The following is a 13,705-nucleotide window of genomic DNA, read 5'->3' as shown; positions in this document are numbered from 1 at the left end:
AGGAGGGTGACCGACGGGAATTGAACCCGCGACCTCCGCGACCACAACGCGGCGCTCTAACCAACTGAGCTACGGTCACCATGAGGGGGCTGCAGCACGCCACCTTACTCTGCGGAGCGTGGTCGTACACAACGCCGGTCGGCCGATGCCCTGACGTCGGTCGTGTGCGCGCCCGGGAGGATTCGAACCCCCGACCTTGCGGATAGAAGCCGCTTGCTCTGTCCCCTGAGCTACGGGCGCATGGCTCGCCGCCGACGCGTAGGGTAGCGCTGCGGCACACTACACCCCGATGGCGATCCCCATCGGCGACCTGAACCCGACGCGGCGTCGGGGCTACGTCACACTCCTGCTGATCGCGATCAACGTCTCCGTGTTCATCCTCTGGCAGCCGTGGGGCGGGGACTTCTGCGAGCAGAGCGCGTTCTACGCCAGGTGGGGTGCGATCCCCGACGAGGTCGTCGAGCTACGGCCGCTCAACCAGGCTGAGCTCGACACCACCGTCGACCCGCGCTGCGGCGTGCCGACCATGTCTGACAAGAGCGTGGTGCTGTCGGTCCTCGTCTCGATGTTCCTGCACGGCGGCTGGGCGCATCTGCTCGGCAACATGCTCTACCTGTGGGTGTTCGGCGACAACGTCGAGGACCGCCTCGGACACGGCCAGTACCTCGTCTTCTACCTGGTGTGCGGCACCCTTGCCACCGTGCTGTTCGCGGGCATGAACCCGAGCTCGACCATGACGCTGGTGGGCGCGTCGGGCGCGATCGCTGGCGTGCTCGGTGCGTACCTTGTCATGTACCCGACGGCGCTGGTACGGGTGTTCATCCCGCCGTTCTTCTTCCTGCCGCTGCCTGCGCTGGCAGTACTCGGCGGATGGTTCGTGCTGCAGGTGTGGACCGACCGGATCGCCGGACAGACCGGTGCGGGCATCGCCTACTTCGCCCACGTCGCCGGCTTCGTCGCTGGCATGCTGATCGCGCTGCTGCTCGGCCAGCGCCCGCAGCGCCCAACGCCCTACGGCTACCGGAGGCGCGTCCAGCGACGCACCCGACCAGGCTCCGACACCTGGTGACCCATGGCGACGCCGCTCACCACTCGGGGGTCGTGCCCGCCTCGTAGGTGCGCATGGCGACGGCGTCGTCCGCCCAGGCGTCAACGGTCGGCTGCATGATCCGCCAGGCCTGCTCGGCCTCGTCGTCGCGCACGGCGAGCGTCGCGTCGCCAAGTAGGATGTCGAGGATGAGGCTGGCGTACGCCGGTCCTGGGTGGCCTTGGCAGTGTCGTGTCGAGCGTCACGGGTTCGAGGCCGATCAGGTCGCCCTCGTCGTTGATGTTCAGGTGGGCCTCGAGCGCCGGCGGTTCCAGGCCGATCCGCAGCACGTTGGGGGTGCAGTCCTCGATGCGGCGAACGCCGCGTGCGGGACCTGGCGGAGGTGGATGACCACCTCAGCGAGGTGGGCGCCCTCCGCCTTGCCCGACCGGAGCGTGAACGGCACGCCCACCGCCAGTTGCGCACGGGAAGCGTGACCTGCGCGAGCGTCTCGGTGTTGCGCCCGTGCGACGAGGCCGTGGTCCAACGACTCCTGGGCAGGCTTCTCGACCGCGGCGCCCCAGGACCTGGTCCGCCCGGTGGTGCCGGACGAGGCCTTCTCGCCCGCTGCCGTGAACGTGCTCGACCAGCGTCGCGACCACCACTCGCTGCTCACCTGGATGGAACGTGCGCTGCGGATCCGCAAGGAGTCGCCTGAGCTGGGCTGGGGCACAGCCACCGTGCTCGAGCTCGACGAGCCAGCGGTCCTGGCGACCCGCATCGACTGGGAGGTTCGCACGATGGTCACCGTGCACAACCTCGCGCGCGAGGGGCGGCAGGTCACCCTGCCCGACGCCGACCAGTACGGGACGTTGACCGATGTCTTCGCGGACCGTGAGTACCACACGGTCGACGGCAAGGGACAGGTCGGGATCGACGGCTCGGGCTACCGGTGGATGGTCGCAGTGTGGCCGACGACGCCCAGCCGCTCCGCTAGGTCGGGGGCCTGCCGGACGTGTCGCCCGCGGCCCGCCGGTCAAGCCTGGTGGCCCGGAGCGGCTGGTCGACCTCGTCGAGCACGAACAACGTCTGCGTGGCGCGGATCTCGGTGATGGCGTGGAGGTTCTCGAGCACCACGTCGCGCAGCGTCTCGGCGTCGGCGACGCGGACGCGCATGACGAAGTCGAACGAGCCGGTGGTGGCGGCGAGGTGCTCGACGCCGGGGACCTCGATCAGCTTGCGCCGCGCGCTGCGCCACGACCCCTGATCGCAGCTGATCAGGATCACGGCGGCGACGCCGACGTCGAGCGCAGCCGGGTCCATGCGGATCGTGTAGTTGGTGATGACGCCGGCGTCCTCGAGCCGGCGCAGGCGGCGGTATGCGCTCGCGCGCGAGATGTGGGCCCGCGAGGCGAGGTCCGAGACCGCCCGCCGGCTGTTGGTGCGCAGCAGGTCGAGCAGGGTCCGGTCGACGTCGTCGACACGGACCGGGTCGTGTCCGTCAGCCATGTGGACCGCCGTCTCAGTGAGGTGAGACCAATTGTGCATCAAGCGCCGACAGCGATGCAATTCGTCGCGCGATCACGCCGCACTATGGATCATCTGCTCCGAGTCGTAGACCATGGCAGGCATGCACACACCACAAGCACCGCAGATGACCGAGGGCATCGACAAGGTGGTCATCGACGGCTACGCCGGTGAGCTGTCGCAGGACCACCCTGGGTTCAACGACCCGGCCTACCGTGCCCGCCGCGCCGAGATCGCCCAGATCGCCGAGACGTACCGGCCGGGCGACCCCATCCCGCACGCCCCCTACAGTGACGCCGAGCACGAGGTCTGGCGCATCGTCACGCGTGAGCTCGCCGACAAGCACGAGCGCTACGCCACCGCGGAGACCCGCAAGGGAAAGGCGCGGCTCGGCCTGCCCAGCGACCACGTCCCGCAGCTCGACGAGGTCAACGAGCTGCTGACGCCGCTGACGGGCTTCCGCTACGAGCCGGTGCCCGGCCTGGTCGGGCCACGCGACTTCTACGGGCGCCTCGGCGACGGCGTCTTCATGTCGACCCAGTACATCCGCCACCCGTCGGCACCGCGGTACACGCCGGAGCCCGACGTGATCCACGAGGTGATCGGCCACGGGTTGAAGATGGCATCCGACGAGTACGCGCGGCTGTACCGCGCGTTCGGTGAGGCGACCAACCGCTGCACCGACGACGACGCCGTCCGGTTCCTGTCACGGGTGTTCTGGTTCACGATGGAGTTCGGCGTCCACTACGAGGGCGACGAGCTGCGCTGCTACGGCGCAGGGCTGCTCAGCTCGTTCGGCGAGATCGAGAACTTCCGTTCCGTCGAGATCCGGCCGTTCGACGTCCGCGACATGGGCACACGCAGCTACGACATCACCCGGTACCAGGACGTGCTGTTCGCCGCGGACAGCTACGCCCACCTCGAGCACGAGATCGAGACGCTGGTCGACGGCTATGACGACGACAAGTACCGGCGGTTGATCAGCTGACGCGGTCGGTCACGGGCCGAGCACGCCGTTGCGCGCCGGGCCCTGCTCGTGGTCGAGCAGCCAGCGCTTGACGTCGAGCCCCCACGCGAAGCCACCCAGCCGGTGGTCGCGGCGCACGACCCGATGGCACGGCACGAACAGCGCGCTGGGGTTGCTCGCGCAGGCGCTGGCGGCGGCCCGAACCGCTGCGGGCCGGCCGGTCCGCTCGGCGAGCTGCGTGTAGGTGATGACCTCCCCGGCGGGGACCTTCCGCAGCGCCGCCCACGCGTCGGTGATGAACGGCCCCGACGACTGGCGGACCGTCACGGCGGCGGGCGCCTCGAGATCGCCGTCGCAGTAGGCGGCGACGGCGTCGGCGACCGGTGACGGGCCGGTGTGTTCGCGCGGTGACGTCGGATGGAGCTCATCGCTGATGCGGTCCACCAGCGCCACCGGGTCGGCGGTCCAGCCGGCGGCCAGCACCGCCTCGTCGTCGGCGGCGACGACGGTGAACGGCCCGACGGGCGTCGCGGTCGTGATCCAGTAGCTCATGTCGTGTCCGATCCTTGTCGTCTGGGTTCAGCCCACAGGTGCATGACGGCATAGGCGCGCCACGGTCGCCACCGCTCGGCGACGCCATGCTGGCGGTCGGGGTGGACGTCGTGGTTCGTGAGGGCGCGGCGGACGGCGGCGTCGCCGGCGGGGAGCGCGTCAGGGTCGGCCAGCGCGCGCATCGCGACGTACCCGGTGGTCCACGGCCCGATGCCGCGGATGCCGGCCAGCGCGGCGACGGCGGCGCGCGGATCGGTGCCGGGGTCGAGGGCGACGTCGCCGCGCTCCAGCGCGGTGGCGAGCCGCGTCACCGTGTCCCGCCGCGCCTGCGGCATCCGCGCCGTGGGCACGGCCTGGCGCACCGCCGTGACGGTGGGGAAGTGCAACGGGACGTGGGGATCCTCGACGCCGGTGCGATCCGCCACCGCGGCGACCAGCTCGCCCGTCAGCTGCCGTGCGGCCGCGACCGACACCTGCTGGCCGAGGACGGCGCGGATCGCCAGCTCAGCACCGTCGACGGTGCCGGGCACGCGCCACCCCGGTGCGCGGCGCACCAGGGGACCGACCACGGGGTCCGCACCGAGCGCGTCGGCGATGCCGGGGGCGTCGGCATCGAGGTCGGTCAACCGCCGGCAGCGCTGGATCGCGGGTCCGAGGTCGCGGAGGTCGGCGAGTCGCAGCGTGCAGCGCAGCCCGCCGGTCGCGGCCTCGAGCGTGACGACGCCCGGACCGTGCGGCAGCCGCAGCGTGCGCCGGAACACGCCGTCGGCATGGTGCTCGACGCCGGCGATCGCGCGGGCGCCGAGGAACGCGAGCACCTCGGGACCTGCGAAGGGCGCGCGCGCCGGCAGGTGCAGGGTCACCTCGCCCGGCATCGACGAGCGGTCGCGTCCAACGCGTGCCCGCAGCTCGCCGGGCGTCGTGGCGAACACCTCACGGATGGTGGCGTTGAACTGCCGTGTGCTCCCGAACCCGGCGGCGAACGCGACCTGTGCCAGCGGCAGGTCCGTCGACTCGATGAGCAGGCGGGCCGTCTGCGCCCGGTGCGCGCGTGCGACGGCCAGCGGCCCGGCCCCGAGCTCGGCGACCAGGTGGCGCTGCAGCTGGCGGCGGCTGTAGCCGAGCCGCGTGGCGAGTCCGGCGACGCCCTCGCGGTCGATGACGCCGTCAGCGATCAGCCGCATCGCGCGCCCGACCACGTCGCTGCGGCTGTTCCACTCGGGCGAGCCCGGCGACGCGTCGGGGCGGCACCGCTTGCATGCGCGGAAACCGCCGCGCTGGGCTGCCGCGGCGGTCCGCAGGAACGTGACGTTGTGACGCCGCGGCACGGTGGCGGGGCAGCTCGGGCGGCAGTAGATCCCAGTGCTGCGCACGGCGACGACGAACCAGCCGTCGAAGCGCGCGTCGCGGCTCGCCAGCGCGCGGTAGCAGCGCTCGAAGTCGAGCGTGCGGTCGCTGACGGTCGTCACCGCAGTTCAGCTCCCGCCACCTCGTCGATCAGCATGCCGACAGGATCGCACGCCGTTGAGCCGATCCTGGCGGAAATCGGACACGACGGTGATGGGCGTCAGGCGGCGCCGCGCTGGGAACGACAGCGGTGACGCGAACCTGGGAGGACCTGTGGACATCCCGAGCCTGCACGTCGACTTGTCCGACAGGCACGCGCTGGTGACCGGAGGCGCGAGCGGCATCGGCCTGGCGTGCGCGCAGCGGCTCTCCGCGAGCGGGGCCGACGTCACGATCGTCGACGTCGACGGCGACGGCGCCAAGCGAGCCGCCGACGCGGTCGGCGGACGGGCGGTCGTTGTGGACCTGACCGACCCCGACGCCGCCGACGCGTTGCCGGCGCAGGTCGACATCCTGGTCAACAATGCGGGCGTCCAGCACGTCGCGCCGGTCCAGGAGTTCCCGCCCGAGCGGTTCCGCCTGATCTGGACGCTGATGGTCGAGGCACCGTTCCGGCTCGCCCGCCACACGCTGCCGCACATGTACGGGGCGGGGTGGGGACGCATCGTCAACATCTCGTCAGCCCACGGCCTGCGGGCGTCGCCCTACAAGTCGGCGTACGTGTCGGCCAAGCACGGGCTCGAGGGGCTGTCGAAGGTCCTCGCGCTCGAAGGCGGCGAGCACGGCGTCACGTCGAACTGCATCTGCCCCGCTTACGTCCGCACGCCCCTGGTCGAGAACCAGATTGCCGATCAGGCAGCGACCCATGGGATCAGCGAGGACCGCGTGGTCGAGGAGATCATGCTGACCGAGCCGGCGATCAAGCGTCTGATCGAGCCGGACGAGGTCGGGGAGCTCGCTGTGTTCCTGTGCTCGCCGGCGGCGTCGTTCATGAACGGAAGCTCCCTGGTGGTCGACGGCGGCTGGACGGCGCGATAGCCGGCACCGCTTCGCCGATCAGCCCGACGCCCCCTATCATCGGGCCATGAGCGGCAGCTCCTCCGCGGCGGCGCCCGGACCCGAGCGGGGCGCCGGCAAGGCACAGCCCGCGTCGGATGAGCGCGGCGTGGACCGCGCACCGGCCGGCGGCTCGGCGTCCGTGTCACCGCCTGCCGTGCCACCTCCGCACGTGGGACCGGCGCGGACGGCCGGCGACAGCCACGCTGACTTCCTGATCACCTCGGAGGAGCGGGACGCCGCGGAGGCACGGCTGCGTCATGCGGTCGCCGACGAGGTCCTGTCACTCGAGGAGTTCGGCGACCGGATGCGGCTGCTGCTCGAGGCTCGCACGCGCGGTGATCTGCACGCTGCGGTCGCCGGTCTACCCGTCGACCGTGAGCCCCGTGCACGTACGGCACAGCGGGGCCACGCGCAGCCGGCACGCAGGGGAGGCTCGGCGTACGCGATCCTGAGCAGCGCCGAGACGCGGGGCCGCTGGCAGCCGCAGGACTCGACCACGGCCGTGGCTCTCATGGGCGAGGCCGTCATCGATCTGCAAGGCGTGGAGTTCGAGGACGACGAGCTGGTGATCAGCGCGTTCGCGGTGCTGGGAGAGGTCGTCATCGTCGTGCCCGAAGGGGTCGCCGTCAACATTAGGGGCGTCGCGGTCATGGGCGACCGGGTCGTCGAGGTCGACGATGCGGTGGTTCCCGGTGCCCCGGTCGTGCGGGTCGAGGGCCTCGCGTTGATGGGCCAGATCACGGTGCGCCATCCCGAGCCACGCGAGCGCTTCGTGCCGTCCGACGGGCGGGGGGCGTTCGCCGATCGCGTGCCGCTGCGGGGGCCGGATGTGGCCGCCGTGCGACGTGAGCGGCGGCGATCGCGGCTGGCCGGCGTGCGGCGGTGGGCCGTCGGCGCACTGGCGGCCATCGCGCTCGCACTGCCGCTCGGCTGGGTTTGTCGGCCGACGACGTCGCGGGCGCTGTGTTCGGCAGTGACAGCCAGACGGTGTCGGCCGTCGAGCTCGAGGCCGGCGATGTGAGCATCGGCGCGCTGGTCGCCTTCGGCTCGGTCGACATCCAGGTCCCGGAAGGTGTCAACGTGGACCGTGACGGCGTGGTCGTGTTCGGCTCGACCTCGTGCGGGCCGGCGTGCGCGGCCGCCGCCGCTGACACTCCGACGGTGCAGATCCGCACGCTCGGCGCGTTTGGAAGTGTCGAGATCACGCACGTCACCGCGTCTGGCACGGAGTAGGCGCTCGTCCACGCTGCGACGCGACGACCGACAACTGGCCGGTGAGGTCGTCGAGCGCGTCCGCTGAGACGTGCCGCCGACGCTACGGTACGGCCATGGCCACCCTGCAGGTGCTGCGTCACGCCCAGGCGCAGTCGTTCGCCGCCCGCGACCACGACCGCGCGCTGACCGCCGACGGCGCCGCGAGTGCCCGCGCGGTCGGCCGTGTGCTCGCCGTGGCGGGCGTGCCGGACCGCGTCCTCGTTTCCACCGCTCGACGAACGCGCGAGACGCTCGACGAGGCGATGCGGGCCGGGGACTGGCATGCCGATGTCGTGCCAGTCGACGTGCTGTACGGCGGTGATCCCACCGACGTGTTGCAGGTGCTGGCCAGCGAGGCCGGTGACGGTACGTCGGTGCTGCTGGTCGGCCACGAGCCGTGGTGCTCCGGTCTGGTCGGGATGCTCACTGGCGCGCAGGTACGCATGTCGGCCGCGTCACTCGCGACGTTGCAGGTCGGCCCCGGCTGGGACGCGCTCGATCCTGGATGGTGCTCACTGACGTCGTTCATCCCCGCGTGGCTCGCTGATCGGCTGGAGTCCACCGCTCGCCGTTGAGCGCGGGTCACGGGCGCGCGGACCGCCGCGACGTCACGCGGTGGCCGTTCGCAGTACCGTGTCCGGATCGAGGCGACCCAGGAGGCAGGCGTGTTCAGACGTGTCCCGTCGGTCGATGTGACCGAGGCCCGGCAGCTGCTGGACGAGGGCGCGGTGCTGCTCGACGTCCGCCGCGAGGATGAATGGCGGGCCGGGCACGTACCTGTCGCCCGGCACATCCCGCTCGATCAGCTGACGCACCGCTCCGGCGAAGTGCCGCCGGACCGACCCGTCGTCGCGGTCTGCCGCTCCGGTGCGCGGTCGGGGCAGGCCACGCAGTTCCTGCGGAGAGCGGGTCTGGACGTCGTCAACCTCGCAGGTGGCATGCAGGCGTGGGCGCGCGCCGGCGGCGACATCGTGCGCGACGACGGCGGCCACGGCTACGTCGCCTGAGGTCATCGGCGGCGGCCGGTCCGTCGCCGTCATCAGAGGAACCGCAACAATGCCCGATCTGAGGCCGGCGTTCGAGGCCTTCATCGTGCTCATCGTCGTGATCGACCCGATCGGCAACGTGCCCATCTTCCTGGCGCTGACCTCCGACCAGACGACCGCGCAGCAGCGCCACTCGGCCCTGCAGGCCACGCTCGTGGCTGGGGGGCTGATCGGCGTGTTCGCCCTGGTCGGCCGTCAGATCCTCGCGGCGCTGGGCATCGGTCTGCCTGCGCTGCAGGTGGCTGGTGGTCTGCTGCTCGCGCTCATCGCGCTCGACCTGCTGCGCCCGCACGATGGCGGGCCGCGACCGGGGGACACCGGCAACATCGCGTTCGTGCCGCTCGGCACGCCACTGCTGGCGGGGCCGGGTGCGATCGCGACCACGATGCTCGCGATGGAGCAGGCGCCCGGTCTCGCCGGGCAGATCACGGTGGCGCTGGCCCTGGTCGCCGTGCTCGCCGTCGTGTACCTGGCGCTGCGGTACTCGTCACTGCTGGCACGGGTGCTGCGCACCAACGGTATCAACCTCGTGACTCAGGTCATGGGTCTGCTGGCGGCTGCGATCGCCGTGCAGTTCGTGGCTGAGGGCATCGAACAGTGGGTGCGTGGCTCGGTCTGAGCCTGGCGCTGGCGGCGACGCGCTAGACCCCATGCGGCGACGGCAGCGCGGTAGTGGGCCAGCAGGCCGCTCCAGCCGCGCTGGTTGCGCTCGCGCATCTGCGGCCCCGCCGCACCGAGGCGCTGCCAACCGCACCCACGATGGTGACGAGGGTCGCGTCGTCGCGTGCGCCGAACGTGATCTCGACATCGGTGGCGTGGTCGGGGTCGCCCACCATGTGGGTGTGAAGCGCACGAACCTCACGCCGGCGGCGACGGCTTCGCTGACGTTCTCCCGCGGTCCCGGCGGCGGCGGTGTGGGCCGCCGCCAGCGGGCCAGGACCACGAGCGCACCGACGAACGACACGGCATTGATGGCGAAGACCGCGCCGGGTCCGGCGGCCGCGATGAGGACGCCGGCCAGGGCCGGGCCGGCGGCCCTGCCGACGTTGACCACGACGCGGTTGAGCGCAATCGCCACCGCCAGCTGCGCCGCGGGCACCAGATCATCGATGACCGCCTTCGAGGCCGGCCCAGTGAAGGCGAAGCCGATGCAGAACACGAACATCAGGCCGAGCAGCACCGGGGGCGTGACCACGCCCGTCAACGTGGCCATCGCCGGTCCCGCCGCGGCCAGCATCATCCACGCCTGGGTCGTCAGCAGCAGACGCCGACGGTCGACCACGTCGGCGAGCGCTCCGGCGAACATGCCGACCAGCACGACCGGCAGGTACGTCGCGGACGGACCAGCGGCACGATCAGCGGCGAGTCCGTGAGCGAGGCCATGGACCAGCCCGCGCCGACGTTCTGCATCCACGTGCCGATGTTTGACGCCAGCGCGGCGATTCACAGGTCCAGAAACGGCCGCTCACGGAGGGACGCAGCGGGCCCTGCGCTGTACCGACCGTCCCGCCTGGCATCGCCCACCGATTGGCTCGGTCCTGCGGCGACACGAGCGCGTCACCGCGGGATGGCATTGTCTACCCTGCGGACCCCACACGCAGGAGGCGATGAGGATGACGGTGCGTGACGGCTGGCAGGGAAGGTTCTTCGAGGACTTCGCGGTCGGCGACGTCTACCGCCACCCGCTGGGCCGCACGATCACCTCGACCGACAACGCGTGGTTCACGCTGCTGACGCAGAACACGAACCCGATCCACTTCGACCACCACTACGCGGCCCAGACCTCCTTCGAACGTCCACTGGTCGACTCCACCTTCACCGTCGCGCTCGTCACCGGCCAGAGCGTGACGGACGTGTCCCAGAACGCGATGGCGAACCTGGGGTGGGACAAGGTGCGCCTGCCTGCGCCGGTGTTCGAGGGCGACACGATCTACTCGCAGTCCGAGGTGATTGCGGTGCGTCCCTCACGCTCTCGGGCGGATGTCGGAATCGTCACGGTGTCCACCACCGGCTACAACCAACGCGGCACACCCGTCGTCACGTTCGAGCGGACGATCATGGTCTACCGCCACGGCCACGGCCCGTCCCGACCGACCCCCGACCTGGACACGGGACCGTGACGGTGGGGGCGGGTCACCTCGACGATCTGCGTGCCGGCGTCCGCGAGCTGTGTGCGACGTTCGGCGACCGGTACTGGCGGGACCTGGACGCGGAGCAGGCGTATCCGGTGGCGTTCGTCGCCGCCATGACCCGCGCCGGGTACCTCGCGGCGTTGATCCCGACGGCGTACGGCGGCATGGGCCTGGACCTGCGCGCGGCGTGTGCGATCCTCGAGGAGGTCAACCGCTCGGGCGGCAACGCCAACGCCGCGCATGCGCAGATGTACGTCATGGGCACGCTGCTGCGCCACGGCTCGGAGGCGCAGAAGCAGGCGTACCTGCCGGCGATCGCCAGCGGCGAGCTGCGGCTGCAGGCGTTCGGCGTCACCGAGCCCGACGCCGGGACCGACACCACCCAGATCACGACCTTCGCCGAGCGGCGCGGCGACCACTACGTGATCAACGGCAACAAGATCTACATTTCGCGTGTCCAGTACTCCGACCTGATGATCCTGCTCGCGCGCACGACGCCCGCCGAGGAGGTCGAGCGACGCTCCGACGGCCTGTCGGTGTTCCTCGTCGACCTGCGCGAGGCGCGCGGACTTGAGGTCAGGCGCCGGCGCGTGATGATGAACAACCTCACGAACGAGTTGGTGCTCCGCGACGTCGTCGTGCCGGCCGCGAACCTGATCGGCGAGGAGGGACAGGGCTTCCGTCTCATCCTCGACGGCATGAACGCCGAACGGATCCTGATCGCCGCGGAGTGCCTGGGCGATGGTCGCTTCTTCGTCGACCGCGCAACCGTCAGGGCGCGGGACCGGCGGGTCTTCGGGCGTCCGATCGGCCAGAACCAGGGTGTCGCGTTCCCGATCGCGTCCGCGTACGCCCACATCGAGGCAGCGGCGCTCATGGTCGGACGCGCCGCAGAGCTGTTCGACACGGGCTCGCCGTGCGGTGCCGAGGCGAACATGGCCAAGCTGCTGGCTGCCGACGCCTCGTGGGAGGCGGCGAACATGGCGGTCCAGACGTTCGGGGGCTACGGCGTCGACGCCGAGTACGACATCGAGCGCAAGTTCCGTGAGACGCGGCTGTACCAGGTCGCGCCGATCTCGACGAACCTCATTCTGTCGTACCTCGCAGAGCACGTGCTCGACCTGCCGCGTTCGTTCTGACCATCGGCGTCGTCCACCCTGCCGCGCATGATGGCTTCCATTCGCGGGCGCGTCGGGCGATGATGCATGGTGCAGGCAGCAGCACGCGAACGGGAGGCCCCACCATGAGTGTCCGCGTCTCGGTCATCCTCGACCGCAAGGGTGCCGACGTCGCTACGATCCGCCACGACGCGACGGTGATCCAGGCGTTGCGTGCACTGGCCGAACACGACGTGGGGGCGCTGGTCGTGTCGGCGACCGGCGACACCGTCGACGGAATCATCAGCGAGCGCGACATCGTCCGCCGCCTCGCCCGCGACGGTGAGGCCACGCTGCGCTCGAAGGTCGGCGACGTCATGACCGCCGACGTGCGCACCTGCGCGCTGGACGCGACCAGCGACGCCGTCATGGAGACCATGACCACCCACCGGGGTCGGCACCTGCCTGTGGTCGAGGGCGGCCGGCTCGTCGGCATCGTGTCGATAGGCGACGTCGTGAAGGCACAGATCGACGAGCTCACCCTGCAGAAGCAGAGCATGCAGGAGTACATCAGCGGCAGCTCACTGGCGTAGCCGAGCCGCCTGGCGTTGCGATCCGCGTCGTCGAGTGCCACGGCATGAACGACCTGCGGCTGACGGGGGCGATGGTCGTCGACGGCACCGGTGCGCCAGGGGGGCGCGCGGACGTCGCGGTCGCCGACGGCCGGATCGTCACGGTCGGCGATGATGCCGACGCCCCGGCCGCCCGCACGGTCGATCTCGCAGGCCTGGTGCTCGCGCCCGGCTTCATCGACCTGCACACCCACGTCGACTTCACCCTGCCGCGGTACCCGCGTGCCGCGGCGATGATGCGTCAGGGCGTCACGACGCTCGTCGGTGGCAACTGTGGGTTCTCGCCGTTCCCGATTGCCGCCGGCCGCGCGGACGATCTGCGCGAGCTCACGGCGTTCATCGACGCGGGCCTGTCGTGGGACTGGTCCGACGCCGAGGGCTACCTGGCACACATCGCGACGCTGCCGCTGCCCTGCAACCTGGCCCAGCTGGTCGGGCATGGCGCGGTGCGCATCGCCGTGCTGGGCTTCGAGGCCCGGGTGCCACGGGCCGACGAGCTGAACCGCATGCGTGGGCACGTCGACGACGCCCTTCGCTCCGGCGCGGCCGGGTTGTCGACCGGGTTGGTCTACGCTCCGGGGTCGCACGCCGACACCGACGAGATCGTCGCGCTGGCCCACGCTGCCGCGGCGCACGGGCGCTTCTACGTCTCCCACATCCGCAGTGAGGGCGACGGGTCCGTCGACGCCGTGGCCGAGGCGCTGGAAATCGGGCTCCGGGCGGGCACCGAGGTCCAGCTGTCGCACCACAAGGCGATGGGCAGGGACAACTGGGGTATCGTCGAGCGGACGCTCGCCATGATCGACGAGGCGCGAGCGTCCGGCCTCGACGTCACGGCCGACCAGTACCCGTACGTCGCCGCCAGCACGACGTTGTCGAATCTGCTGCCCGCGTGGGCGCGAGAGCACGGGCTCGAGGGCATGCTGGCGATCTTCGACGATCCCGAGCGTCGTGAGCGGTTGGCCGAGGAGGTCCACGCCGGTGCGTCCGACTACGACCTGGACCAGGTCATGATCAGCGCCGTGCCCGACGGTGCGAACGCCGACGTCGCCGGCAGGATGCTGG

15 protein-coding genes, 2 tRNA genes and 1 pseudogene are annotated in these 13,705 nt (G+C 71.1%); 12 read left to right on the top strand and 6 right to left on the bottom strand.

Annotation, left to right across the window (positions count from 1 at the left end; genetic code table 11):
* Positions 1-5 precede the first annotated feature (5 nt).
* Positions 6-79 (bottom strand) — tRNA-His (locus VK923_18745).
* Between the two features lie 88 nt (positions 80-167).
* Positions 168-240 (bottom strand) — tRNA-Arg (locus VK923_18740).
* Positions 241-289: 49 nt separating this feature from the next.
* Here VK923_18740 and VK923_18735 point away from each other — a divergent pair.
* Positions 290-1,069 (top strand): rhomboid family intramembrane serine protease, encoded by a 780-nt coding sequence (locus VK923_18735; GenBank protein HSJ46720.1) that lies wholly within the window; start codon positions 290-292, stop codon positions 1,067-1,069.
* 16 nt (positions 1,070-1,085) lie between these two features.
* On the opposite strand, the pseudogene VK923_18730 reads toward VK923_18735, so the two are convergent.
* Both VK923_18730 and VK923_18725 read right to left on the bottom strand, forming a co-directional pair.
* Positions 1,086-1,253, bottom strand: a pseudogene (locus tag VK923_18730) (hypothetical protein).
* 767 nt (positions 1,254-2,020) lie between these two features.
* Entirely contained in the window at positions 2,021-2,536 is a 516-nt protein-coding gene (locus VK923_18725; GenBank protein ID HSJ46719.1) for an Lrp/AsnC family transcriptional regulator, read from the bottom strand.
* Between the two features lie 121 nt (positions 2,537-2,657).
* Here VK923_18725 and VK923_18720 point away from each other — a divergent pair, with 121 nt between their 5' ends.
* Entirely contained in the window at positions 2,658-3,542 is an 885-nt protein-coding gene (locus VK923_18720) for a phenylalanine 4-monooxygenase (GenBank protein ID HSJ46718.1), read from the top strand.
* A 9-nt stretch (positions 3,543-3,551) separates the two neighbouring features.
* Here the strand turns inward: VK923_18720 and VK923_18715 are convergent, their stop codons facing one another.
* Positions 3,552-4,073 (bottom strand): methylated-DNA--[protein]-cysteine S-methyltransferase, encoded by a 522-nt coding sequence (locus tag VK923_18715; GenBank protein ID HSJ46717.1) that lies wholly within the window; start codon positions 4,071-4,073, stop codon positions 3,552-3,554.
* A complete protein-coding gene (locus VK923_18710) occupies positions 4,070-5,542 on the bottom strand; it encodes an AlkA N-terminal domain-containing protein (GenBank protein HSJ46716.1) in 1,473 nt (490 codons plus the stop codon). Before VK923_18710 ends, VK923_18715 begins: the two co-directional genes overlap by 4 nt.
* 151 nt (positions 5,543-5,693) lie before the next feature.
* On the opposite strand from VK923_18710, the gene VK923_18705 reads away from it, so the two are divergent.
* From VK923_18705 to VK923_18660, 10 genes are all read left to right on the top strand, one after another.
* Complete coding sequence (locus tag VK923_18705; GenBank protein HSJ46715.1) at positions 5,694-6,458, top strand: 3-hydroxybutyrate dehydrogenase; 765 nt, start codon at positions 5,694-5,696, stop codon at positions 6,456-6,458.
* A 46-nt stretch (positions 6,459-6,504) separates the two neighbouring features.
* Complete coding sequence (locus tag VK923_18700; protein HSJ46714.1) at positions 6,505-7,500, top strand: DUF1707 domain-containing protein; 996 nt, start codon at positions 6,505-6,507, stop codon at positions 7,498-7,500.
* Positions 7,467-7,712, top strand: a complete 246-nt coding sequence (locus VK923_18695) for a hypothetical protein (protein HSJ46713.1) — start codon at positions 7,467-7,469, stop codon at positions 7,710-7,712. Before VK923_18700 ends, VK923_18695 begins: the two co-directional genes overlap by 34 nt.
* A 95-nt stretch (positions 7,713-7,807) precedes the next feature.
* On the top strand, positions 7,808-8,308 hold the full coding sequence (locus tag VK923_18690) for a histidine phosphatase family protein (protein HSJ46712.1): 501 nt from the start codon (positions 7,808-7,810) through the stop codon (positions 8,306-8,308).
* 90 nt (positions 8,309-8,398) lie between these two features.
* Entirely contained in the window at positions 8,399-8,740 is a 342-nt protein-coding gene (locus VK923_18685) for a rhodanese-like domain-containing protein (protein HSJ46711.1), read from the top strand.
* A gap of 49 nt (positions 8,741-8,789) precedes the next feature.
* Positions 8,790-9,398, top strand: a complete 609-nt coding sequence (locus VK923_18680; protein ID HSJ46710.1) for a MarC family protein — start codon at positions 8,790-8,792, stop codon at positions 9,396-9,398.
* Positions 9,399-10,392: 994 nt separating this feature from the next.
* Positions 10,393-10,899: a MaoC family dehydratase gene (locus VK923_18675; protein HSJ46709.1), complete on the top strand. Its 507-nt coding sequence runs from the start codon at positions 10,393-10,395 to the stop codon at positions 10,897-10,899.
* Positions 10,896-12,050 (top strand): acyl-CoA dehydrogenase family protein, encoded by a 1,155-nt coding sequence (locus VK923_18670; protein ID HSJ46708.1) that lies wholly within the window; start codon positions 10,896-10,898, stop codon positions 12,048-12,050. The genes VK923_18675 and VK923_18670 overlap by 4 nt, the downstream gene beginning before the upstream one ends.
* A 104-nt stretch (positions 12,051-12,154) precedes the next feature.
* The gene (locus tag VK923_18665) at positions 12,155-12,601 is read left to right on the top strand and encodes a CBS domain-containing protein (GenBank protein ID HSJ46707.1); all 447 of its coding nucleotides are present in this window, start codon (positions 12,155-12,157) and stop codon (positions 12,599-12,601) included.
* A gap of 44 nt (positions 12,602-12,645) precedes the next feature.
* Positions 12,646-13,705 (top strand): amidohydrolase family protein (locus tag VK923_18660; protein ID HSJ46706.1); only part of this gene is annotated, 1,060 nt, incomplete at its 3' end.

It is taken from the genome of Euzebyales bacterium (assembly GCA_035461305.1).
Classification (GTDB): domain Bacteria; phylum Actinomycetota; class Nitriliruptoria; order Euzebyales; family JAHELV01; genus JAHELV01.
The sequence above is the reverse complement of the archived record's forward strand: the minus strand, read 5'-3'. Positions and strand labels throughout refer to the sequence as shown.

Excerpts from the sequence above, each read along its gene's own strand:
- VK923_18735 (HSJ46720.1), top strand. The coding sequence starts at position 290 with ATGGCGATCCCCATCGGCGACCTGAACCCGACGCGGCGTCGGGGCTAC.
- VK923_18725 (HSJ46719.1), bottom strand. The coding sequence starts at position 2,536 with ATGGCTGACGGACACGACCCGGTCCGTGTCGACGACGTCGACCGGACC.
- VK923_18690 (HSJ46712.1), top strand. The coding sequence starts at position 7,808 with ATGGCCACCCTGCAGGTGCTGCGTCACGCCCAGGCGCAGTCGTTCGCC.
- VK923_18665 (HSJ46707.1), top strand. The coding sequence starts at position 12,155 with ATGAGTGTCCGCGTCTCGGTCATCCTCGACCGCAAGGGTGCCGACGTC.
- VK923_18700 (HSJ46714.1), top strand. The coding sequence starts at position 6,505 with ATGAGCGGCAGCTCCTCCGCGGCGGCGCCCGGACCCGAGCGGGGCGCC.
- VK923_18680 (HSJ46710.1), top strand. The coding sequence starts at position 8,790 with ATGCCCGATCTGAGGCCGGCGTTCGAGGCCTTCATCGTGCTCATCGTC.
- VK923_18715 (HSJ46717.1), bottom strand. The coding sequence starts at position 4,073 with ATGAGCTACTGGATCACGACCGCGACGCCCGTCGGGCCGTTCACCGTC.
- VK923_18720 (HSJ46718.1), top strand. The coding sequence starts at position 2,658 with ATGCACACACCACAAGCACCGCAGATGACCGAGGGCATCGACAAGGTG.
- VK923_18675 (HSJ46709.1), top strand. The coding sequence starts at position 10,393 with ATGACGGTGCGTGACGGCTGGCAGGGAAGGTTCTTCGAGGACTTCGCG.